The sequence below is a fragment of the Terrimonas ginsenosidimutans genome (assembly GCF_022012415.1).
GTDB lineage: Bacteria > Bacteroidota > Bacteroidia > Chitinophagales > Chitinophagaceae > Terrimonas_A > Terrimonas_A ginsenosidimutans.
On record NZ_JAKLTR010000004.1, the window covers coordinates 94,308 to 118,807 of the forward strand.

General features: G+C 45.5%; 13 protein-coding genes. 3 read left to right on the forward strand and 10 right to left on the reverse strand.

What is annotated here, in order from left to right:
• Positions 1–129 precede the first annotated feature (129 nt).
• A complete protein-coding gene (locus LZZ85_RS08045) occupies positions 130–1,167 on the reverse strand; it encodes a phosphotransferase enzyme family protein (RefSeq protein ID WP_237870453.1) in 1,038 nt (345 codons plus the stop codon).
• A 74-nt stretch (positions 1,168–1,241) separates the two neighbouring features.
• Positions 1,242–2,594 carry a Gfo/Idh/MocA family protein gene (locus LZZ85_RS08050; protein ID WP_237870455.1) on the reverse strand — a complete coding sequence of 451 codons (1,353 nt, stop codon included), beginning with the start codon at positions 2,592–2,594 and terminating at the stop codon, positions 1,242–1,244.
• A 347-nt stretch (positions 2,595–2,941) separates the two neighbouring features.
• Between LZZ85_RS08050 and LZZ85_RS08055 the strand changes: the two genes are divergently transcribed.
• From LZZ85_RS08055 to LZZ85_RS08065, 3 genes are all read left to right on the forward strand, one after another.
• Positions 2,942–3,553: an HAD family hydrolase gene (locus LZZ85_RS08055; RefSeq protein WP_432422758.1), complete on the forward strand. Its 612-nt coding sequence runs from the start codon at positions 2,942–2,944 to the stop codon at positions 3,551–3,553.
• A gap of 54 nt (positions 3,554–3,607) precedes the next feature.
• Positions 3,608–4,309: an NUDIX hydrolase gene (locus LZZ85_RS08060; protein WP_237870459.1), complete on the forward strand. Its 702-nt coding sequence runs from the start codon at positions 3,608–3,610 to the stop codon at positions 4,307–4,309.
• A 185-nt stretch (positions 4,310–4,494) separates the two neighbouring features.
• A complete protein-coding gene (locus tag LZZ85_RS08065; RefSeq protein ID WP_237870461.1) occupies positions 4,495–5,646 on the forward strand; it encodes an aldose epimerase family protein in 1,152 nt (383 codons plus the stop codon).
• A gap of 156 nt (positions 5,647–5,802) precedes the next feature.
• On the opposite strand, the gene LZZ85_RS08070 is transcribed toward LZZ85_RS08065, so the two are convergent.
• The 8 genes from LZZ85_RS08070 to LZZ85_RS08105 all read right to left on the reverse strand — a co-directional run bounded on the left by LZZ85_RS08070 (position 5,803) and on the right by LZZ85_RS08105 (position 24,327).
• On the reverse strand, positions 5,803–8,199 hold the full coding sequence (locus LZZ85_RS08070; protein WP_237870463.1) for a glycoside hydrolase family 31 protein: 2,397 nt from the start codon (positions 8,197–8,199) through the stop codon (positions 5,803–5,805).
• 31 nt (positions 8,200–8,230) lie between these two features.
• A complete protein-coding gene (locus tag LZZ85_RS08075; protein WP_237870465.1) occupies positions 8,231–9,361 on the reverse strand; it encodes a glycoside hydrolase family 88/105 protein in 1,131 nt (376 codons plus the stop codon).
• Positions 9,362–9,438: 77 nt separating this feature from the next.
• Positions 9,439–11,565 (reverse strand): hypothetical protein, encoded by a 2,127-nt coding sequence (locus LZZ85_RS08080; RefSeq protein ID WP_237870467.1) that lies wholly within the window; start codon positions 11,563–11,565, stop codon positions 9,439–9,441.
• 25 nt (positions 11,566–11,590) lie between these two features.
• Positions 11,591–14,428, reverse strand: a complete 2,838-nt coding sequence (locus tag LZZ85_RS08085) for a glycoside hydrolase family 2 protein (RefSeq protein ID WP_237870469.1) — start codon at positions 14,426–14,428, stop codon at positions 11,591–11,593.
• 5 nt (positions 14,429–14,433) lie between these two features.
• Entirely contained in the window at positions 14,434–17,277 is a 2,844-nt protein-coding gene (locus LZZ85_RS08090) for a glycosyl hydrolase (RefSeq protein ID WP_237870471.1), read from the reverse strand.
• Between the two features lie 150 nt (positions 17,278–17,427).
• The gene (locus LZZ85_RS08095) at positions 17,428–19,485 is read right to left on the reverse strand and encodes a RagB/SusD family nutrient uptake outer membrane protein (protein WP_237870473.1); all 2,058 of its coding nucleotides are present in this window, start codon (positions 19,483–19,485) and stop codon (positions 17,428–17,430) included.
• A 26-nt stretch (positions 19,486–19,511) separates the two neighbouring features.
• A complete protein-coding gene (locus tag LZZ85_RS08100; RefSeq protein ID WP_237870475.1) occupies positions 19,512–22,691 on the reverse strand; it encodes a SusC/RagA family TonB-linked outer membrane protein in 3,180 nt (1,059 codons plus the stop codon).
• Positions 22,692–22,962: 271 nt separating this feature from the next.
• Complete coding sequence (locus LZZ85_RS08105; protein ID WP_237870477.1) at positions 22,963–24,327, reverse strand: FGGY-family carbohydrate kinase; 1,365 nt, start codon at positions 24,325–24,327, stop codon at positions 22,963–22,965.
• Positions 24,328–24,500: the final 173 nt, after the last annotated feature.

Sequence of the window (24,500 nt, forward strand, 5' to 3'; positions counted from 1 at the left end):
TTGAACGGCGTAAGAGTATCGCGGAGAATACAAAGAAGACGCAAAGAGCGCGAAGATCATCTTTTGCGTTCTCTGCGTCTTCTTTGCGCTCTCTGCGATACTTATACGCCAGTCAGTTATACGAAAACCTTAAATACTGAATACCTTTTCCTTTTCGATCATTCGCTGTAGTAATACGCATTGATTTCTCGCACGCACCAGGTTATGTCCCGGATACGATGGCTGATAATACAGGTCATTCTGCAGGTAGTCCGTCAGAAAACGAAGTGCCTGCATATACGTCATAAAGATCCCAGAATAAAAGAAAGCACCTTTTTCCGCATCGGTCAGTTCGTCTTTCATCTCTTCTAAATATCCTTCCACGATCGCCTGGTAAAAATCATCCCGGACCACAATATTGTCCGTATCCTTTTCTTCTTCACTGACAGGAGAGAGATAAGTACGCATCATATCGCCCAGATCGCTTATAAAATAACCGGGCATTAATGTATCCAGATCGATCACGCAAATCCCCTTGCCTGTTGCATCAAAAAGTACGTTGCTGATCTTTGTATCATGATGCGTGACACGAATGCGGAAGGCGGGATCATTTTTGATCTCCTTGAATCGTTCCACAATACTGCTTTTACTCAAAAGAAGATGCGCAAGCTCTCTTGATTCCCGGATCCTGGTGGAGGATCCCCTGTTTAATGCAGCGGTAAAATCACGGTAACGAAATTCCAGATCATGAAATGAAGGGATCGTGATCCGTAGCTGCTTTGCATCAAAACCAGAAAGCAACCTGGTAAACTTTCCGAATTGCCGTGCTGCTTCGTAAGCCTGACACGTTGTTTCAACCGTATTCTTCGAATGCGATCCGCTGACAAACGGGAACAGTCTGTAATAGCCCTCCCCTTCTTTATGTACAATTGAATTCCCCTGCTGAGATGCCACAGGCGCAACAAAATTATAAGCGGGATGAGATCGTTTCAGATAATCCGCAACAAGACTAAGGTTATAAGCAATATCGTCAGGGGAAGAAAATACTTCCTCATTGATCTTTTGCAGGATAAACACCTGGTCTTCCAAAAAGACTTTCCAGGTATGGTTGATCAGACCTGTACCTATCCTTTCCAGGCTTACCTGCTTTGGTTGAAAACCATAAGCAGACAGAACGGACTCATTCATCACATTTCAGCGTTTGTATGTATGTGTGGTAGCACAGGGAACCATTATCCCTTTTGCCAATACTTCAGTTGACCCTAATACTCGTCGTTCAAAGCAAAAACCGGTTTGCGATACATCCATTGTCCACCTGTAAAATCAGGAAACTCTACGGTTTGATTCCCCAGGGAAATTGATTGTTCACTCAGCGGTGTGATCGCACTCCAGGCAGCAGCATCATATACATCCATGGGTGTAGCCACGTTTCGTTTGATCGATTCAATAAAGGAATGCACTACAAAAAAATCCATTCCGCCATGCGCTGCGCCAGCTGTTTCCTTACTCCAGCGTTGCCAGAGCGGATGGTCATACTTCGTGAGCCAGTCAGCCGCCGGATCCCATTGGTGAGCTTTGGCTGATTTATCCTGTATGTAAACACTTTTATTCAGATCCATCCATAAACCTTCCGTCCCCTGTACACGGAAGCCAAGCGAATATGGCCTGGGTAAGTTTGTATCATGCTGCAACAGGATCGTTTCGCCATTTGCACAGGCAAGCTGTGTGGTTACGATATCACCGAGCTTGAACTCAACCTTTGCGTTCGGATGGTCCACACCACCTTTCCTGACGATGTATTGATGCAGGCCTCGTCCTTTTGTGGCAAATGAATTGAGACTTACAAAACGATTGCCTCTATTGATATTTATATAATGTGCGATCGGCCCAATACCATGTGTTGGATAAAGATCACCATTACGATGAACAGAATGCTCCGTTCTCCAATGCGCTTCAGAAAAACCTTTCTCCCCAAATTCTACTCCATATCCGTAAGGATGAACACCATCATTGAACTTTACTTCACGGAGATCATGCTGATAACCTCCCTGCAGATGCAGTATTTCACCAAATAATCCCTGACGCACCATATTCAACACAGCCATTACATCACGGCGATAACAAACATTCTCCATCATCATCACGTGGCCCTGGTAACGCTCAGCGGCTTTTACCACATCCCAGTGATCCTGCAAAGTGATCCCTAATACCACTTCAGTACCCACATAACGGATGCCTGATTCCAGCGCACCAATGATCATCGGCTTATGCCATTCCCATGGAGTAGCGATGATCACTGCATCAAGACCTTTCGCCGACAGCATCTTTTTCCAGGCTTCTGTACTGCCTGTATAAACCTGCGGCATTTTCTTTCCGCTTTTGGTGATCATTTCTTTGGCGGTTTTCAGCATTCTGTCATCCACGTCACAAATAGCCACCAGTTCTGTATCTGCGCGGCGAAGCACGAGATCAAGATGATTTTGACCACGAAGACCGACGCCGATGATTCCGATCTTTACTTTGGCATCAGGCTGTTCTTCGTTCCAGATGGATGGCAGCACAGCAATGGATGCGGCCGCGAGGCCCCCGTTTTTGACAAATTCTTTACGATTCATTAGTTGATTTTTGTCCTTCACAGTGAAAATAACAGATAAATAGATAGGAAAACCGCGCAAACGTTTGAGCGAAAAGGGGCAAACGTTTGTTCTAGGGACATACTTTCAGGTTAAAGGACCGGGAGATATAGCAGGCAGAGTATCGCAAGGACGCAGAGGCTGCGCGAAGTACGCCAAAAAATACTTAGCGTACCTTGCGGCTTCTTTGCGTCCTTCGCGATATTCCCGCCCGTTTAAAAACAGGATCTACCTTCCCCTTTAATCGAATAATCACCTACCACCTTAATAAATCTTATATTCGAACCTATAAAAATTCACCTGTGAAATACAAGGCTTTCCTGTTTGACATGAATGGTACGATGATCGATGACATGCCCTATCATATTCAGGCCTGGCACCGGATACTGAACGAGCTTGGGGCCGGGATATCGATTGAGAGAATGAAAGAAGAATGTTATGGCAAAAACGACGAACTGCTGGAAAGGATCTTCCCGGGACGGTTCTCACCGGAAGAAAAGAAAAAGATGAGCTGGGAAAAGGAGAAGCAATACCAGGACTCCTTCCGTCCTCACCTGAGGCTTCTGGATGGCCTGGCAGAAGTGCTGGCAAAAGCAAAAAAGGACGGCATAAAAATGGCCATCGGCTCTGCCGCGATCATGTTCAATATAGATTTCGTGGTAGATGAATTACAGATCCGCAAATACTTCGACGCATTGATCAGCGCTGACGAAGTGCGCATCAGCAAACCCGATCCTGAAACATTTCTTGTTTGCGCAGAAAAACTCGGGGTAGCACCGGAAAATTGCCTGGTTTTTGAAGATTCCCCGAAAGGAGTGGAAGCTGCAGCCCGAGCCGGGATGGACTGCGCTGTGATCACCAGTTTACATGAGAAGGAAGATTTTGACGGCATCAGCAATATCGTTAGGTTTATGAAAGACTATACCGCGTTCAGCTGGTAGCCAAATATTCATCAAAACGCAATCACAGCGGGGGCTTTCACCCGCAGCCTGCATATGACAAAATACCAACACCAAACAAGATTACTTGCTGCTATCGACTGTATCATCTTCGGGTTTGATGGCACCACACTAAAACTATTACTTGTACAGCGGGCCATTCAACCGGAAAAAGGGCGCTGGAGCCTTATGGGCGGTTTCATTCAGCCAGATGAAAGCGCAGATATTGCAGCAGTACGCGTACTAAAAAAACTGACAGGTCTCGAAGGCGTATACCTGGAGCAGCTTCATACTTTCTCCGACCCCAAACGTGATCCGATCGAACGGACCTTATCTGTGACATACTTCGCACTGATCGATATTCACCGGTATGAACAACAATTAAGTGATGAATACCACGCTGAATGGTTTACACTCACCGAAATACCACAACTTATTTTCGACCACCCGGAAATGATGTATATGGCCCAGGAAAAATTGCGGTACAAAGCAGCCCTGCACCCTTTGCTCTTTGAACTTTTGCCAAAGAAATTCACACTTCCCCAACTTCAAAGCCTGTACGAATGCGTTTATGACATGCCCTTTGATAAACGTAATTTCACCAGGAAAGTGTTATCCACTAAACTGCTGGTAAAACAGAAGGATAAAGACAAGGGGAATTCTAAAAAAGGGGCATTCTTTTATAAACTGGATAACAAACAATACAAAGCGAACCTGCACGCGTTCCTAAACATTATTCCTAACCCACCGATCGGTTAGTATTATTTTTTTATCCGGACTATAAGTGTTACTTTGACACGAATTGTCGCTGTATGAATTATCTCCGGTCTGAGCTCAGCGTCTTCATAACCTTCCCGGTTATATCTTTGCGTAAACCAGGCCTTATCGTCCTTCATATTGCGGCTGCAACAGATTAATCACTGCAAACATTGCAAAACAGTTATATGAAAAAACAATTAGGCCTTTTCCTTGCAGGAGCCGCTATGACAATGGCCGCCTGCAATAACGAATCCAATACTGACAACAGTACAGTATCAAAAAAAGACACCATGCAGTTCTCCATTTCAGAAAAGCCTTATGGCCAGTTCAATAACGAACCAGTTACACAATACACCCTTACCAATCCTTCAGGAATGCAGGTCAGCATCATCAATTATGGAGGAACTGTCACAGACATTATAACCCCTGATAAAGATGGCAATAAAGGAAATGTAATTCTTGGATACAGCTCGCTCGAAGGATATATCCAAAAAGGCAATCCTTATTTCAATGCATTGATCGGCCGTTATGGCAACAGGATCGCAAACGGGAAATTCAAACTGGACGGAAAAGAATATACGCTTGCCGGCAATAACAATGGCAACTCTCTTCACGGTGGAAACAAAGGCTATGATAAAGTGCTTTGGCAGGCAAGCAAACCTGCTGGTGACAGCAGCATTGAACTGACTTATATCAGCAAAGATGGCGAAGAAGGATATCCAGGCACACTGACTGTAAAAGTAACCTATACACTTACGGCGGCAAATGAATTAAAGATCGATTATACTGCCACTACCGATAAACCTACACCAGTAAACCTCACCAATCATTGCTACTTTAATCTTTCCGGCGGAAAAGATTCAACCATACTTGGACACGAACTGCAGATCCTTGCAGACCGCTTCACTGAAGTAAACGACAACCTGATCCCTACCGGGAAATTGCCGGATGTTAAAGGAGGGCCGATGGACTTCACCTCCTTCAAAGCAGTCGGCAAAGAAATTGCCAACGTAAAAGGTGGCTATGATCACAACTGGGTGCTGAACAAGAAAGAAGGCAGCTTTGAGAAGATCGCCGTACTCAAAGACAATACAAGTGGCCGTCAGATGGAAGTATGGACAGATGAACCCGGCGTACAATTCTATTCCGGAAATTTCCTCGATGGAACATTGACCAATACACGCGACGGACAGAAATATGTGAAACATGCCGGGCTTTGCCTGGAGACGCAGCATTTTCCTGACTCGCCAAACCAACCGTCATTCCCTAATACGATCCTGAAACCAGGAGAGACATACAAGCAATCAACGGTATACAAATTTGATGTAGTGAAGTAAGAACACATCGAATTGAAAATCCCGTCTTCCCGGCACAGTCAATCCGGAAAGACGGGATTTTTTTTAGGCAGAGGTCAGTATCGGATAACGGCGGTAAAAAAGGAACGCGGCGTTATCTTGCAACAATCCTCCTCTGATGAATAGGGAAACATTGATTCAAAATTTAATGGTGAGTGTGATGTTATTTAAATTACCTGTTGCAGATTCGATTGTAACGAGCCTCGCCGCCTCATCATACCGCCACTGATCTTTGTTCAGCAACTGGCCATTCTCCCTAACAGATTGCGGCTTTGCAACTGCATTCACACGCACGAGATAAATATGCTTCTCCGGTTTAAAAGAACCGGCAGGTTTTGCAATCGCTATCTCTCCCCCGGTAGCAGAAAATGAACTGGTGATCTTAGTGATCGCGAATTCATTCTGCTGATACTTCAGACTGGTTCCATCGTCTTCGTATAAGTTAAAGGTTGATGAGCCGCCCGGGTAAACGTTCACCGTAACTGTATCCACCTTCTTCTCTCCTGTGTAACTCATTGCAGGCTGCATGGGAATGACTCCTCCCGCTTTCACAAATATGGGCAGCGTATCCAATGGACAAACGATATTGAAATATTTCTTCCCTGAATATTGCTTGCCTGTCCAGAAATCAAACCACTCCCCTTCGGGCAGATAAACCGTTCTTGTTTGCGCTCCTTTGGCAGTAACAGGACAGATCATCAAATTATCTCCGAACAGGTACTGATCACCGATCTGATAAACATTTTCATCATCCTGGTAATCGAATACAAGCGCCCGCATAAGTGGCGTTCCTTCTTTATACAGTTTATATGCATGACTGTAGATGTATGGCAACAGGCGATACCGGAGTGAGTCATACTTTCTGAAATTGCGCAAGCCCTCTTCTCCATAATTCCAGGGCTCTTTGTAGCCGGGATGATCCATACCAAATACCATTGCCAGTGGGCTGAACATGCCAAACTGGACCCAACGAATATATAATTCCGGATCAGCCACGTGTTCAAAACCTCCCATGCAATGGGTCCAGTGACCAACACCAGAGAGGCCGATATTCAAACCGGCTTTGATCACCGGTTCAAAGTACTGCCATTCGCTTGGCCAGTCGCCTGCAAAGATGAATGGATATCGTTGAATACCCGCATAACCTTCCCGGGTCTGATTCAAGCCTCTTACACCATTAAGCTGCTGAAATTTTTCATAAGGCGCTTTCGCGTATGCCAAAGGGAAAAGGTTATGCAGCTTCGCGATATCTTTCCCCTGAGGACCTTTCTTATCGCTTTCGTTGGCTAATGCGCCGAAAGCACTTCCTTCATCCGTTTTAAGAAATTTTGCACCGATGGATGCAACGCGCATCACACCATGATCCCACCACCAGCTGGCTGATGCCGTATCAAAATAGTTAACAAACTCTCCCGCGTAATTTCCTTCCGGATAGGTGTGTTTCAGCTTTTGAGCAGTATCAAGCAGTTTGATCGAATTCCCGTTATCAAATCTTGGACGAAGATGAAGCCCGACCATTTTATAGTTCATCGCATACAAGCTATCAAACATTCCTTTAGGATCTTTGAAGGTATCTCTCCACTCGAAGGAAGTAGCACCCTTGCCTCCAACTTTTCCAAAGATCCGCCAGGTAGAATCCAGCCATAAAATATCCACCGGGATCCCCATTGCCCGAAGCTTTTTCGCCAGCTCAATTACATATTTATCGGAGGTAAATTGCTCATAGCCCCAGGTGCCGCCGGAATAAGTTCCCACGTGCAACCCATAACCATACAATGGTAACATCGGCGATTTACCTGTAATGCTTGTATACTGTTGTATGATCGATTGAAACTTTGGCCCGTAAATGAAGTAGTAATCCAGCCCGCCACCAGCCGCCGCAAAGCGATAGGTTTGATCTGACGAACTGCCCATATCCCATTCTGTGGGAAAAGCATTATGAAAGAATATCCCATATCCGCGTGTACTCATGAAGAATGGAATGGGAGAATAATTCGCTTCAAGAATATTGTATGCACCGATAATGTGCGGGCGGCCTTTACCCCGGCCAACATCGAGGTTGACCTTCTTACGACGGCGATCTAAAAAATCCATTCGTTCACCAAAACCAAAAAAATGCTCGCCGGGAAATAATTGCTTTACACAACCGACTGTATCCTGTTTCTTGAAATTACCGCCATTCGTGATCTTTTCAGAAGAGATGATCTTTCCGTCTTTAGAGACCACATCGATCCTTAAGGGCGATGAGTATATTTTTACCGATAATGAAGAGGTTTGTAACTGCAGATGATCCTTCTGCCTGGTCACATTAACCGTAACCGGTGCCCAATCATATTTTATCACCATCCAGGTCTCATCAGGTTCATTCCATGCAGATCTTACGCGGAACATGCCGGGGGTGCACCAATCTATTCTAAGTTCACTGGTCTTGTCTGCCAAAACATACTCGTTTCCTCTCCTGCTTTTTAATTCAGGTTGAGCAAAACCAGCGAAAGCAAAACTGCAGCTGATCAGTATTAAAAGTAACCTGCGCATTAGTATCTGTTTCTTCAGTAAGTGATAATGATCATTTTTTCAATTTCAGCACTTCCGTGCCTGCGAGCAGAAAACATCCCAGGCCATAGTCTTCAAAATCGGGCGTACTATCATACCCAACAGGCTGGCCATCTTTTGGTTCTTTACCGGTACCCTGAACGAATCCAAGCTTTCCTGTCGGGTGAACGCATTCATCAACCATCGCATTCCAGGCTTTTAACAAGACCGGGAGATATGTTTGCCTGTCGATCACTTTATTATTGATCCCCCAGGCCATTCCATAAACGAATAGTGCCGTTCCGGAAAGCTCTTTGCCGCCAAAATGAGTCGAATCATGCAGGCTTACATTCCAGTAACCGTCAGCCCGCTGGATCTGCAACAGCGCGGTCAGCATGTCTTTATAATCCTTCAGGTACTCGGCATAGTGCTGATCAGTCTTTGGAAGTCCTTCCAGTGTTTTCGCCAGCGCGGCAACCACCCAACCATTTCCCCTGCTCCAGTAGCAATCTTCTCCATTCGGTTCTTTATAAGGGGGAACGAAGTCCTTGTCACGCCACCATAATTTTTCCGCAGCATTGTATAATCCATTTCCTCCATGCTTGTATTTTGTAAAGGCATACATCTCGTACATGCGATTTGAATAAGCCGTATCGCCGGTAAGATTCCCAAGCTTTACAAATACAGGCATTGCCATTTGTAATGCGTCGATCCAGTTCCAGTCGTCCACTTTAGGCGTTGTCATCATCAGATCTATCGCCCCCTTGATCTCTTTGATACGTTCAGGATTTCTCTTTTTATCGATCAGGTACATATCAATATAAGTCTGCCCGCAGCATTGATTGTCTGCGTTACGCGTCTTCACACCTTCACGCAACCCCCATTTGTGCTTTTCACCCCATTGCAAAGCATAGTCATAGTATGCTTTCTTTTTATCAACAGCATACAAGGCCATCAGGCCTTCATAATATACCGCACGGGTCCAGATATTACTTGGGCGTTCACGGTTTGTAATAATGGATTTTCCGGCATCGGGCCATTTATCCATAAAGTACTGATTGGTGAGCCGCATTACCGCAAGCGTCTTTTTTTTATCAGGCAGTTTCTGAGAAAGGGCGGAAACTGAAATAATAAGTGAAGCGAGTAAAAATATTTTCCTGTTCATATAGCTAAATGAAAGATGAGCAAATATGTGTCAATGATAATTCAATAAATACCAGCATGTATCCTGTGGTTTCCTGATCACGGCATAGGTTGTAATCCTTCCCATTTCACGTTCCATTTTCCGTCCTTCGGGATGCCCGGATCTTTGATCCTGGAACCATCAAAGCCTGCGCACATCAGTGCAGCTGCGGCCAGCAGGCCGCCATTGCCGGGAAGATACATTCGCAAACGATCATCCTGGTAATTATGCCCGTTAGGCAGGTAGCGGTTGGTTTGAATATTCATCAGCAACGCATCAATATTTTTTGACGGAAGATTCAGTCTTGTTGCCGTCATAGCCGTCAGGGGAAAATCCCAGCCCCACGTATCATGCCATGCCCAGTTCTTCCAGATCCAGTTGAACGTATTTTGCATGACGGATTCTTTCACCTGGCCGGTATACGGCAGTACTCCAAGCGAGCCAAGAACCGCCGGATGATCTGTACGATAAACAGGATTGGTATAGGAATCAACAGCATTTTCAGCGAACAGATATTTGCCCTCCTGCACGGGCAATGGTGACAGTTGACCCAACACTTTATCCCATTTCTCATCGCGGGGCAGACCCAGCCGTTCACGCCATTGTTGTGCCATTGATAATCCCCAGTGCCAATACACTAATTCAAATGCAGGATTGTAAGTATCCTCTGCTTTGAACCTCTCCTGTGCAGGGATCAAGCCTTTCCCAAGTATGTATCGTTTACTCGCCGAATCATAAAAAGGAAAAGAAGCCATAAAATCGGCTGTACCAAAAACAAGGTCTTTATATTTTTCGAGAACCGTTTTATCCTTTCCATTCCGATAGATCAATTCGGCGAAGTAGATAAAATGTGGCTGTTGCCAGATCAGAAAGGCCCCAACGGAAGAGGGCGTCTCCTCTCCGCTATGATCCGTCATCTTCTGCCAGCGGATGCCATCGAAACCCTGACGTTTAGCGATCGCCTTTGCTTTATCTGCCACCTGCGCATACCAGCCCATGCTTCTCTCCAGTAACTGTGGCCTTCCCCATAACGCATATTGCGCGGAATGCCACCAATGCATTTCAAGATGCGGCTTGCCAAACCAGCTATTATAGGTAAGTCCCGTCTCCTGTGGAGGGAATGCACCCGCCTCCTGCACACGCAGTTGATATTGCGATAAGATGATCCTTCGCTCCAGTTCATTTGCCCGCTTATCCTTGCTTCCGGAAAAATCGATTGCTCCTCCCGACTTCCAGAACGACTTCCATTCCCCCTCGCTGCTAAGCTTTGCTTCTGCGTAAGACGGAAGAGAATTGAAATCCCGCTCGCTGTTAAACTTTGCACTGAACGAGAAACTATCGCTGGTAGCTGCTGGTATGATCTCAAACTGATGCGGCTTGCGCTCTCTTACTCCTGCTTCACCACTCCATCCGAACCCCACATAATATTTTGTAGTATCTAGCTTATGCAACAAAACAGCTCCGTTGGAGTGAGAAAGCAATACGGCAGAATGATGCTTGTTTTCATCAGTCCATTTTGTCCCTGCATCCGTCCACTGGCCGGTAGGAAAAGGAAACAGGATCTGCACTTTCAACCTGCCCTCACGGATCAATGCTGATCGAATTCCTGATGCAACGACATCTTCGGTACCATGACAGACTGTTGATACGTCAACAGCCATTCCTTCCAGTGTAAAATGACTTTTAATTTCGCCTGTCCATAAGTTAAGTTCCTGCCTGATATTTTTCAGATCGGCAAGCTGAGCTTCACTGCCATCTTTTTTTAGTAAAACAAACCCGAGATTGCCAAGTTGCAATCTGTGCGGATTCTGCCGGAACCATTCAGAAACGGCCTTATTACGTGCGGGAGAATTGATCTGGACTGTGTAACCGATCTGTCTGCCGTTCAGTGTATAATTCCTGATCGCTTCTTCACGTTTGTACCCAGCAGTATCAATAAAATTATGCCAGCCCCATTCGCTTTGCGTTCCAAGAGAGATCCCCCGTTCATATTCTTTTGGGAATGTCTGAAGCCCGGTTACATCCACGGTATAAGCAAAGGAGCCATTACCAACGGTGAGGGAGGCGAGCGTATCTGCCGATCTCACGACCGGATTATGCCGCCGGACAAGCTTCTCCCGGTCGATCGGTTGCGAATACAAAGATGAACTCAACAGCAGAAGTGATATAGTTAAACGTATGCTCATTATTAACGTTTCATCGGTTTTATTATCAGAACAATTCATTTACGGCAGGCATGGTAAACTGCTTTTTCATATCGCCAGGTTTTGGCAATCCGAAATAAAAGTACAATGTGCGTTTTGTGATCCCACTGATCTTATTTGGTTCGCTTTGCGGGCCTAGCTGAGACGTATTTGCGCTGATGTTCAGGGCCAGCTTTGTTCCTATTGGCGGAATCGCATCAAGGAAAGAAAGGTTTCCAACAGGCAACTCCGGATGCGGTTGTTTCCCTGACAAGGCATAGAAATCAAACAGGCGAACATACAGACCGTTATCCGGTGTCGCTACAGTAAACTTTCCTTCGACCGTATTAAACTCCATCCAGGTGATATCGGCAAAATATCCTTTGAACTCCGGAAAGATCCAGGGAGAAGAACCTGCCTGCGTGTTATTATAAGCGTTATTCCATACATTATTCGTCACACCCTGCAATCTGTTCTTCCAAACCCGATACGGCCCTTTCCCTAACCACTTCGCTCCTAAAACAAAGTTTTCAGGATAGGAAAAACTGATCCCCGCAAATGGATAGGAACCATTCAACTCATAGGAATATTCGAGGCTTACCCAACCAGTCGGAAAGATCTTCCATTTTGCATATTTCAGATCGCCGGAATAACTAACTTCCGCGACCACCGCATTTTCTTCTTTTGATAATTTCACGCTGGTACTTACAGCATTTCCGCTCACCATGACCGGCCCCTTTGCAAACGATATCGGATCACTCGCCATATTACGAACTCCGGTAAGTTGTCCATTGAGTTTACTCAACGTGATGGAAACCTGTCCGCCCTTTAATACAACCGTCGAATCTGTTTCCTGGTATGATACGGCAGCAGTATCCTCTTTGACAACGATCCCGCTAAGCAGCTGGCCATTTGTTTTGACATTCCATGTCCATTTATAGAGAAGGCTACTGAACGGATCTGTTACTGAAAGAACCAAGGCATCATAATTCCGCCAGTCATCTGGAAGTGAAAGTTTCAGCTCTCCCTGCTTTCCACCCGGCAAAATGTCCGGGCTAACCGCTTCACCTTTCTTCAACACATCGTATCCTGCAAACACGTCTCCGGGTTTCCTGTAGTTCACCAGGGCCCAGTAAAATTTACACTGGTTAATATTGGTAAAATGATAGCGATTCTCTACGGGTATCGTTCCATTAAAAGAGGGAGGAAGTGACCTCAGTTGTATTTTTACAGGTGAATATATCTCTCTGATCGCATTAAAACTTCCCTCTTTTTCGCGATGAGGGCCAACAATTCCATCAGGCGCATTCACACCATTCACATCGATGATGTTGTTCAGATCTGTTCTGACAAGTCCTTCGTCTGCCAGGTCCCAGATAAAACCACCGGCTCCAAGCTTTTCATTCCAGTGCAGTTCCCAAAACTCATTAAGTGCAGCGGCGGCCCCGCCATCGTCCTGCGCATGAAGAAACTCGGTGGGCATATAAATACTGGAGTCTGCCAAAATTTTCTTTGTGCTATAATAGTCTTCATAGTGATTACAATCGATCCCGTTGAAGACGTTTCCCGGTCTGTGATGCGCATGGATCACAGGTCTATTACTGAGATCATATATCCCGTAGTCATCATCGAGCTCTTTGTTATGACCACCCTCATTACCATTACTCCAGAAAATGATGGAAGGATGGTTAGCATCCCTGATCACCATTTCTTTAACCAGAGGCGCACCTGCCTTTGTACTGTAGGCCTTCTGCCATCCGGCAAGCTCGTCCAACACGTATAAACCGAGTGAATCACAAATATTGAGAAAGCTTTTATCGGGAGGGTAATGCGAACATCGAACGGCATTCATGTTCATTTCCCTGATCAGCTTCACGTCCATCAGGTCGATCTTTGCATTCACCGATCTTCCTGTTTCCGGCCACCAAACATGCCGGTTCACTCCCTTCATTTTTATCTTAACGCCATTCAGATAGATCCCATCCTGTTTGCGGATCTCAATGGTACGAAATCCAAATTTCTCTGATGTCTTATAAACCTGCTTACTCCCCTGCCTTAACGAAACAATGACTTTATAAAGATTAGGAGTTTCAGCCGTCCACAAAAGTGGATTCTTTAACATCGTATTCAGTTTCACGATCGTGTCTTTCACTACGGCACTGGCAGAAGCAACGACCCGATCCTGTGCATCCCGGACCTCCGCTGTAACGATCTGCCCTGGCTTTGCCGCATTCAAAAAAGCATTCATCGCAAAACTTCCGTCCGCTTTTGCATCTATAGCAATATGATCGATAAAGTCAACCGGAACTGCTTCAAGAAGAACCGGTCTGAATATTCCTCCCAACACCCAGTAATCCGCAAGACGTTCCGCATTGTTCACAGATTCATCGGAAGACATCTTGCTTACAGTAACTTCCAGCAGATTCTGCTTACTCGCAATCAGCTTATCTGTAATGTCGTATTTGAACCGGTAAAAAGCCCCCTGGTGTTTCGCGCCAGCGGACTTGCCGTTGATCTTTACTTCCGTGTCCGTCATCGATCCCTCAAATACAATGAAAATTCTTTTTCCTTTCCATGAAATTGGAACAGTAAAAGAATGCTTGTAAAATCCCTGTTCATCTGCAAAACGAAAATTCTTTCCATAGGTCTTATAATCTCGCCCATAGTTATAAGAACCAAAACCCTGCTGTTCCCAATGAGAAGGAACCTGAATTTTAGTCCAGACGCCACTATTGCGGCCACCGGTGCAAAAGAAATCCCATCCAACTGTATTTTCGTTATCAATGCCAGACAGATACTTCACTTCCTTTATTTGCGCTTCGCTTAAAACAGGAACCAGTATTAATAACAGGAAAAAATATCTCATTCAAATTATTTAGTAGTTGTGACAGTTAATGGCTCCGCAGGTGTAAGAGTCACGGGTCCAAGCAGTCCCGACGGCAATGGTTTCCATTCGGCTGCTGTAAAAATCCCATCCTTTGCATTCTCCTTTTTACGGGCGGGCATGTTGGTATTATAAAATATTTTCCAGGGTTGATTTGTCTGATCCATATGAATGATCCGGTTCGCCATCAGGTTGGCGACAATTATTTCAAGATGATTGGATGGATTTAGCAACGAAACGGGAATAGTAACTTTATAATCCGGGCCTATCAATGTTGCAACGGCTTTACCATTTAGTTTGACTTCTGCAGTTTCGTGTACTTTTCCAAGATCCAGTACAAAATGACTGGCGTTGACATTAGGACGATCAAACGTTGTAGTGTAACTCGCTGTCCCGGAAAAATGTTTTCCGTGCTCGCCGGTGAGCGCTGTCCATGATTGAAGTTTTTCGGGTTTCACAGGATCGGGCAGTACCGGGCCTCCATCCAGAAAACGAAGTCGCCATTGGTTCTGCAATGCAACAGGCTCACCTGTCAGATCCATGAAAGGATAGAGACCTCCATTCTTTGCTGTCGTATAAGTTTGGATGATCAGGCTTTCGTATATTTTCAATTCGATCCATGCTTCTGTTTGTCCGTCTTTCAGGCGCCGGGTTTTGGCAAGGCCTGTCTCCCCTGTCATCGGATTAAACACAGCAACGGATGCAGCAGGTGTTTGCAAAGTGATCCAATCCGCGAATGACTTTTCATTTCTGTTCGAGATGAAGTAAAAGGTGCCGTTTGCATTTCGTCTTCTGACCATTGACAGTTTTTTATCCGCAAGGCTTTCTTTACGTACTCGCGCAGCCTGTAAAAGCTGATCAACATCATCTCCAAGCATCACGACTCCGGCTCCTATTTGTGCTGTGCTAAGACCATCTTTCTTTTCAAACTTCAATCTATCTACGAGTTGCTGATACTTATTCTGACGTTCTTCCAGGTTAAATAAACCCGGAACAGAATCAGGAAGATGTTTGTATGCAAGAATGGTTGCTCCGCGTTTAGCGAGGTCCATCAATTTTTCAAAAGTCTTTTCGTCAATGAGCTTATTTGCCGGGAGAAGAATTGTCTGATAGGCATTTCCACCTGTTTGTATTTTTTTCCCCGCCATTGTGAATTGCTTCAATTGACGGTCGGAAAAGAAGTCAAACCCATACCCTTTCTCCAGCATAGTCTTTGATAATTCCTCAAAAGCAGTGTGCTCGAAGTTTTTTTCCATCCCATCAAAATGCTGCAGCAAAGCATTGCCCGGTTGAGAATACCGGTCAATGATCGGGTAATACAACAACACGTCATTGTCCGGCTTGCCGCCTTGAAGAAAGGATTGGACCCGTGTGATATAGGTGTTCAATGCATGAAAATCCTTCCACTGGGGATTTGTGGGCTGAAAGTGAACCGCGGCATAAAACAACCAACCTGGCCATGGCGCCTCTTTTGGAGAATAGGCTGTGCCATGATAAAAAATATGGTTCACTCCTCCGAGGAAAAACAGATCGACGATCTTCTTCACATCGGCCCATGAAGAAAGAAAATGCTCATTCAGCCATGTTGCCGATTCTGATGATACCAGCTTTTTACCGGTAACATTCGCAGCCGAAGTGGCAAATTTGAACCGAAGGATATCATTCCCTTCCGTTTCCGGAATATCTACAACACTGTAGAGGTCCAGTGTATTGGCTGGCGATCCGTGGGATTGATTACGGACCATTTTATTTTTACCCGCAGCCCAGGTTTTCCATGTTTTAGTAAAATGCTCCAGCAACAGATCATCGATCACAGAACGATAATCATAGATCACTCTGGCATTGCCTGCCGAAGTTCCTTTTCCAAATAACGCTGGAAGATGATGGCGCAGATCGTAGCCTTTTCTTTTTTTGAATTCATCTAATAACAATGGTGTCCAGTTCGCCTGCCCTTTTGCATCATCCACTTCATAAGAATCATTGAAGAATGAGCGGAGATAACTAAGATCGTATCCTTTAAATGCCTGGTCAAATCTCTTAAAGTAATTGTTTGCTGCAGCCAGTGAGAAGTGATCGATCGCATATCCTTCACCTCCGGGCGCCGCGCGCTCCACCATCTTTCCATGCAGGCCTTCAAACAACGCATAAAGCGTCCATTTCCCTGAAGGTGCTTTCCAGTCCAATTGGCCATCTGCAGCAACATATTTTGTGATATCGATAGCCTGACCATTTTCACTGTAGGCCATTAACAATTGCAGTGGAAGATTTCCTGCGTACTGCAATTGATCCAAGGCAAGCGACTGAAGATCTTTGTTACGCGTGACCGGCTGTAATAACGTATCCGCGCTGACAGTTTTGTTATTGGCTGTCCTTACAAGTACTTCTCTGGTATAAATAATTTTTTCAGGCAGCGATTGTCCTTCGCTTAATGGATACATCTTGTAATAGATACTTTTACTGGCGTCCTGGTCTTTCACCCAGGGACCACCGAATGGCCAGCCTGTTCCGTTAGCCAGATCAACCCCCATTCCAAGCTTCCTGGCCCCTCTCAGTGTATACACAAAATGCTCCATCCATTTTGGCGAAAGAAAATCAATAAACTCCTTTTCATGACCATAAACGCCGTAAATCGGCGTCAACTCCACGCCTCCGATACCCGCCTTCTGGTACTGTTCCAGATTCCAGGTAATATCCGGCTTGTTCACCGCACTCCCTTCCCACCACCAACGCGTCCACGGCTTATTTGTATTCGTAACAGCAGGCCATTGCATCTGCGCATTTCCCGCAAGCGCAATCATTCCAAAACAAAACCCCAGCAATCCTTTTTTCATAAGTATTTTATTGCTCCGCGCAAACTACGTTTAAAAAGCGTCTCCCTGACATTTAATCCTCTTTTTCCTCCTTCATCTCCTTCTCCTTTTTGTATAGAAGGGCAGAGATAAATATCCCCGCCCTTAACTCAACGATTGCTTAGCGAAACTTTAATAACCCGGGTTCTGATACGCCTTTTTCTGATCAGGCGTCAACGTTGCCCCGTTAATGGTGGTAAGATCTATTTCCCGCTGCGGTACAGGCCGCAGCTTATGATAATCCTGGATACCTAATGCGGCATCAGTATTAAATTGCCGTGTCCTCGAAATAAGTGTTTCAGTTCGTGCAAGGTCTTCCCACCGGTACAATTCTCCACAAAGCTCACGGGCTCTTTCATTCAAAATAAAATGAATGAAACGCTGCTGACTGGTTGTTGCCGTCGCCGGATACATTTCACTGGCGGCATTGGTTGTCCACAAGGCATCTGTTGCCTGCATCAGTGTTGTTGTACTACCAACCTCTGTCGGTAACACGCCCTCGAACATAACGGCCTCAGGTCTTCTTTCATTTGCCTTATAGGCAGCCCTGGTACGAAGCGCATTGATGTAAGTAAGCGCTTTTACAAAATCAGGAGTCGTCTTTCTTCCATTTGCTTCCGCTGCGATCAGGTAGGTCTCTCCCAGTCTGGCAAGAATGCCGTCTTTAAAGCCGGCCTGATCATTAAATGCTGCCCGGAAAGGGTCCTGGTATTTTACGAGTGTAAGGTATTTCCCCTGAGAGCTGGTTGTCGAATTTGCACCGGATGGAACAACTCCTCCAAAGCCAAATCCCTTTTTGAGATTTCCGCCAGCGTCTCTCCAGTAACGTGCGTAAACCTTGTACCGGTAGCGGCTACCGGCGGCAAAATCAAGATCAGCAATACTTAAAGGATTCTCTGGCTTGTTCATTATGAAAAGGATTGCCGTATCGCCAATTCCAAACCTCGTTTTTCCTACCAGTGACGGATCAGGAGCATTAGCTGCAGTAAATCTTGCCGAGGTCTGGTTCACATTTGAATAATGTACAACACGGAATTCCTTATAAAAACGGGAATCATTCTTCCTGTCGTAAATATCCATCGCATAATCAGTAGGCTGAAGGCGCCTGAATGGACGACCGCCATGTACATCACGCGTAACACCAACCTCTGACGGACTGTTCTCGTAGGCACATCCAAAATACATATGTGTTTGATTTCCGAAACGACCGGTTAGTGCGGGTTTGTTATTCCATTGCGCGGAGAACAGGATCTCTTTGTTTTTTTGAGCATTGATGCTTGTAGTATACGCAGAAGTATTAGGTGCTACAGGTGCAACACCCGAATTACCCAATGTCGGAAGGATCCAGGTCGGATTATCTTCCGCATAAACACCTTTCCAAAGATCTTTATAGTCTGCGGCCAGCGTATATCCGCCGCCGGCTACACCGGTGATCACCTGCTCCGCATAATACGCTGCTGAATCCATATCAGTCGTTTTCTGCCCTCTCTGTTCCGTCGTGGCACTGCCACGCGTTAGGTAAGCTTTCGCAAGGAAGTGCATCGCGGCGGCTTTTGTAGCGCGTCCAAACTCAGTAGTTGTCGGACTCAAACTATCCGCCGCCATCTTCAGATCACCGATGATCTGGAGATAGGTTTCAGCTACTGTAGACCTCGGGAATTCTGTGCGTATGCCTTCGCTGGAGACCGTTGTAACAGGAAGTCCGCCGAATTGCTGCACCAGCTGGAAGTAGTAATATCCTCTTAAAAACCGAAGCTCCGCCATGCGTTGCTTACGCTGATCAGATGTGGCAAGCAAACGAACGCCAGGCACAATTGGTATTCTTTCGAGCGCAAGATTGCAACGGTTGATGCCATCATAGTTAGAGCTCCACAGATCAGAAAGATAGGTTTCCCCTGTTCCACCCGCAGGATTCAGGCGGCTGTCGTACTTGTTAAACCATTCAAAGTTGAACTGATCACCTACTGTAAATTCATCTACACCAAAATTCCAGAGTGCATACGCCTGTTCATATTCAAACTTAAAACGGGTTCTTTCATATGCAGACTTCACCAGGTCTTCAACGCCCTGTTCTGTATTGTAATAATCATTTGTCAGGATCGATACCTGTTTCTCCTCGATAAATTTCTTACACGATGTGGTTAAGATAAGCGCCAGTATCGTGATATATATTCCTGTATAATTTTTCATTTCCTTTGATTTAAAGTTTTACTGAATTACAACCCGAGTTTTAACCCAAAAACAAAGCTCTTGGTACTGAAGAATACCGATGTACCGACTGTAGATGTCGTCCCTGCATTCACCACTTCAGGATCAAGGATCTTGAACTTGCTGAAGAGGAACGGATTTACCGCATTCACATACACACTCAGGTTATTTGCCCGGAGATACTTCGAGATAAAGCTTTTCGGAAAATTATATTGCAGGGAAATACTGCGGATCCTCACAAAGGAGGCGTCCTGGTATTGCAATGCTGCGCCGAACAAAGGGATATCATTATTCAGAATCGGTTTTGGATATTCATTGCTTTTGTTCTCTGCTGTCCAGTAAGGAACATCCAGTTGCTGATAACGTCCACCCATACTGATCCTCGAACGGATACTGTTCAGCATTCCTCCCCAGCTGATATAGGCATAAACAGAAAGGTCGAAGTTGCGATACGTAAAGGTGTTATTGAATCCGCTCGTCCATGATGGCATGGGAGATCCCAACACAGTAAGATCATTCTGGTTGATCAGCGAATCGCCATTAATATCCCGAACCTTAATAATGCCGGGACTCAAGGCATTGAACCCTGTCCCAAGTGAAGGGGTTTTTGTGATCAGTCCTTTTATCTTATCAAGATCTTCTTTCGTATCCTGATAAATACCGTCAAACTGGTAGTCATACCAGACAGCGATCGGTTTACCAATAAACCAGCGGTTGCCAAGGTTATCGGTCTTCGTTCCATCGATATCCAGCACCTGTTCTTTATTACGTGAGAAAGTGATATCTGTAGTCCACTTGAAACTTCTCGATTGTATGTTTACAGTGGACAACGAAACTTCCACGCCGCTGTTCCTTACATGCCCTACATTATAAAGGATCGATGTGAAACCCGATGTTCCGGGAATCGCACGTGTCTGAACCTGGTTCTTCGTATCCTGGCGATAAACTTCGATACTACCAGAGATCCGCCCTTTCAGGAAACCGAAATCAACTCCAATGTTTGCGGTTGTGGTAACAGGCCAGGTTGCCTGTGGCGCCGAGAGACCCGGACTGAACCCATAAACGACCGCTTCATCCCATGAATAAGGCCTTGTTGCAAGCGGGCCCGCTACAGAGTAGGCGCCGATGCCGGGCTGTCCAACAGAACCATAACCGATCCTTAACTTCAATTGATCAACCGCCGTGACATTCTTCATAAAATCTTCCTGGTCGATCTTCCAGGCAATTGCTGCTGACGGGAAGAATGTCCATTTATTGCCGGGAGCGAGCTGGGAGGCACCGTCCCAACGCCCCGTTAGTGTAAGCAGGTAGCGGTTCTTAAAGCCATAGTTCACACGTGTCATATACGACTGCAACTGCGTTTGGGCAAAGCTGCTGCTGAAGCCGGTTACAGTTGCTTCTGTATTTGTCTGCAGACTATACCATAAAGAGGCTTCATTGATCAGGTTTCGCGCACTCATGGAAGAACCTTCTGTTCTCTCTTTCTGCAAACTTTGCAACAATGTTATTCCGATATTATGATCGTCCCCGATCTGCTTATCATAAAACACCAGGTTCTCCAGGACCCAGTTGAAGTAGTTGTTATAGTTATAACTCGCATCAGCCAATGCATTTCCCTGTTTGCTGGAAGAAGCACTTCCGTTAAATGTACCTCTTCTCACGTTGCTGATATCAGGACCGAAGTTGACGCGGAAGCGAAGGCCTTTAAGCGGCGACAGTTCCGCATAGAAGCTTCCAAAGAATCGATTGATCCTTCTTTCATCAAAGATGCTGGTAGGATCACGTAAAGGGTTTACGATGTTGATATCCTCACCAGGCCGATAGATGAACACGCCATTGGTATCAGGTAATGCGATCGGTAACTGACCGGATACACCGCCGTATATTTCGGGCCCGTAGTTTTGAATAACGGTACTTGCATTCATCACAGCACCCATTCCAAATAATTTACTCGGCTTAAAATCGAGATTCAAAGCGCCGGAATAGCGCGTATAATCAGAGCCTAACTGAACGCCTTTCTGTTTATAATAATCACCCGAAAATGACCCGCGCATTTTTTCCGTACCACCGCTTACCCGCACCTGGTAGTTCTGCGTGATGCCGGTCTGTAATCCCAGCTTCTGCCAGTCAGTGTTTCGGACACCGGAAGGATCAAAGACAGGTACACTGTCAACACCCCAGGCCGACTTTTCATCTGCAGTGGTGACGCGCATTACCGGGATCAGGTTTGCACGATCACGCCATTGATATCCCATCAATACTGACTCTCTTGTAATTGGCTCGGGAAAGATAGAGAGATCTGACGCAGGTGTGGCATATCTCGGGAATGTTGCGTTCACATTTCTGTTAGCCTGCCTGCGCAGCTCAGCAAATTCGCCGGCATTCAATACATCCAGGTCACGAAGCGGACTATCGAATGACATATAGCTATGTACATCAACGCTGAGTTTACCCGCCTTTCCTTTTTTAGTAGTAACGATGATCACACCATTGGCGCCACGTGCTCCATAGATGGCTGTTGCGGACGCATCTTTCAGTACATCCACTGATTCGATATCGAGCGGATTGAAATCACTCAAACTATATGGAGTGATGATCCCATCAACAACCACTACCGGATTATCAACAGAGTTAAAACCGCCACCAGTGGCGAAAGAACGGTTACCGCGAATGCGGATGAATGGCGTTTCACCAGGCCTGAAGTTCGTCGTATTTACTACCACACCAGGCAAACGCCCTTGCAATGCCTGCGTAAGGTTGGTAGTAGGAACCTGTTCGATCTGTTTCGCACTGATCGATGATACCGCACCGGTCACATCACTGCGCTTGCGTGTACCATAACCGATCACGACTACATCTTCCATTGAATTGATCAGTGGCTTTAATAAGAATGCGATCTCAGAACGTTTGGCAATTGCAACTTCCTGGATCTCGTAGCCGACATAAGATACGATGAGGGTTGCAGTGCCCGAATTAGCATTGATACGAAAGAACCCTTGCGCATCACTGGTGGCATTCCGGTCAGTCCCTTTCACTTTGATGGTGGCGCCAACCAGAGGGGCGCCAAGCTCATCAGTGACTTTACCGGTTACAGGAAAATTTTCTTGAGCAATTGAGTTGAGGCTTAAAAAAATAAGCAGGCATAAGGAGGCAAGTATGCCCCCGGTGAAGGAAGTAATTTTCATCATATAACAAGCAATTAAAAAGTAAAACCGAACCTAAGCTATTTTAACTTTTTTTATAGATCATCCTGTGCCATCCTGTGGCTAAGAGGTTAAAGAGATGAAACTCCTCTTACGCTAAAGCCCGCGCGGCCCGTCGAAGAGAAAGAGAGGAGATGAAAAGAGTGAGGGTGAATTATTCTGATCATTAAATGATACTATTAGAACAGCGAAGGCTAAAATAGTATCAATATAAAAGCCTTCATTGAATGAAGGCTGCTCTGTCAGTTGATTAAACTCAGATTGCTGATATCACATCTATCTGTGGTGAATAATACATCAGCTCAATGATATTATTGGGAATATTCTTTTTGTTCCATGATTGATGGATGGCAAGCGCCGCGCCTAATGAAGTTGCCTGAGCAATAGTTGCTGCGTAGATCTCAATGCCGGGGAATGCTGCAGCCAGAAGGTTCATGTAAATTCCGTTCTTGCTGAAACCGCCGTCAACGAAGATGCGTTTTACCGGAGACCCGCTGAGAACCAGTTGGGTCGATTGCACCTGCTGCACAACAAGATCGGCTATTAACTGGTGATATGCCTGTATGTCACTGGTAAATGCAGAAAGATCTCTTTGTTCAAATGAAATTCCCTGCGGATATTGCGCCCTGAGGTTGCGCACTGTCACCGCATCAAAGACAACGTTCCTGTACCGGACAGGGTCTTGCTGAAAATGATCAGCAATACGCTTTACCTGCTCGTCATGCATGTAGCCGGCGAACAGACGTGAAGCCTTTACAGGATTTCCTTTAAAGTCAAGATAGCACAAACAATCCTGGCGAAGTTCTTCTGGTGTTAGCGGTGTATTATTAAAAGGGTTCAGGCTGATGCACCAGGTACCACTTGATATCAATGCAAACGGCTCGCGGAAATTAAGCAGGTAAGGGATCAAAGCCGCTGAGCTATCATGCAAGCCAGCGCCAACTTTATAGGCATCCGGAGGAAATACAGAAGGCACGGTTTCGTGATAAGGAACTATCGGCGCAAATACTTTATCGAAGCCTTCTTTATTTACCCAGTTGTGGTAAGCAGCTTTTTTGAAATCCCACAGGTTAGTATGACAGCCTATGCTCGTAATATCCGAACATGCCCGTCCGGATACGAGATAACTAAGATATTGTGGTAAATGGAGTGCATATTTCAATCGTTTGAATATGTCGGCCTTTTCATGTTTCAGGCGATAAACCTGCATACCGGAATTAAGACTACCGAGTACAGGTGATGCCGTTTGAACAGAAAACAGTTCTTCACCACCATACTGGCTATAAAAGTCTTCTTTTAACTGAGGCGGATATTGTTTAAGATAATTGTACAACGGCGTCAGCGGGGCTCCTTCCTCATCTATATAAACAAAGCTGGCTCCATATGCTGAAAAGTTGATCGCTTTTACATCAAACTTATTCTGTGATGAAACAAACCGTAATGAATCGAATACAGACAAGCGAAGGCTTTCGAGGTTTTCACACGGATCACCATCTTCATCGGTTGTTTCCGTAAAGCGGGCGGAACGTTCATGCACGATATTATAATCTTCGTCGAACAGGAAGAGCTTCTTGTTGGTCTTTCCAACATCTATGATGGCTATGACAGGAATTGACGCCAATGCGTTTAATTTAATGTTAGTCATTTAATGCTGCCAGGCGCGGCCTTCCGCAAATCAAGCGCAGATTCGCAGAGATCCATCTGTTATTATTAGTTGATCCGCGGATCTGCGCCTGATCTGCGTCATCTGCGGGAACCTACGCCAGGCACACGGAAAGATTTATCGAAGATCTT

What these genes read in the sequence shown, in the direction of transcription:
- LZZ85_RS08045 (WP_237870453.1), bottom strand. Translation starts at nt 1,167, where the DNA reads ATGAATGAGTCCGTTCTGTCTGCTTATGGTTTTCAACCAAAGCAGGTA.
- LZZ85_RS08050 (WP_237870455.1), bottom strand. Translation starts at nt 2,594, where the DNA reads ATGAATCGTAAAGAATTTGTCAAAAACGGGGGCCTCGCGGCCGCATCC.
- LZZ85_RS08055 (WP_432422758.1), top strand. Translation starts at nt 2,942, where the DNA reads ATGAATGGTACGATGATCGATGACATGCCCTATCATATTCAGGCCTGG.
- LZZ85_RS08060 (WP_237870459.1), top strand. Translation starts at nt 3,608, where the DNA reads ATGACAAAATACCAACACCAAACAAGATTACTTGCTGCTATCGACTGT.
- LZZ85_RS08065 (WP_237870461.1), top strand. Translation starts at nt 4,495, where the DNA reads ATGAAAAAACAATTAGGCCTTTTCCTTGCAGGAGCCGCTATGACAATG.
- LZZ85_RS08070 (WP_237870463.1), bottom strand. Translation starts at nt 8,199, where the DNA reads ATGCGCAGGTTACTTTTAATACTGATCAGCTGCAGTTTTGCTTTCGCT.
- LZZ85_RS08075 (WP_237870465.1), bottom strand. Translation starts at nt 9,361, where the DNA reads ATGAACAGGAAAATATTTTTACTCGCTTCACTTATTATTTCAGTTTCC.
- LZZ85_RS08080 (WP_237870467.1), bottom strand. Translation starts at nt 11,565, where the DNA reads ATGAGCATACGTTTAACTATATCACTTCTGCTGTTGAGTTCATCTTTG.
- LZZ85_RS08085 (WP_237870469.1), bottom strand. Translation starts at nt 14,428, where the DNA reads ATGAGATATTTTTTCCTGTTATTAATACTGGTTCCTGTTTTAAGCGAA.
- LZZ85_RS08090 (WP_237870471.1), bottom strand. Translation starts at nt 17,277, where the DNA reads ATGAAAAAAGGATTGCTGGGGTTTTGTTTTGGAATGATTGCGCTTGCG.
- LZZ85_RS08095 (WP_237870473.1), bottom strand. Translation starts at nt 19,485, where the DNA reads ATGAAAAATTATACAGGAATATATATCACGATACTGGCGCTTATCTTA.
- LZZ85_RS08100 (WP_237870475.1), bottom strand. Translation starts at nt 22,691, where the DNA reads ATGATGAAAATTACTTCCTTCACCGGGGGCATACTTGCCTCCTTATGC.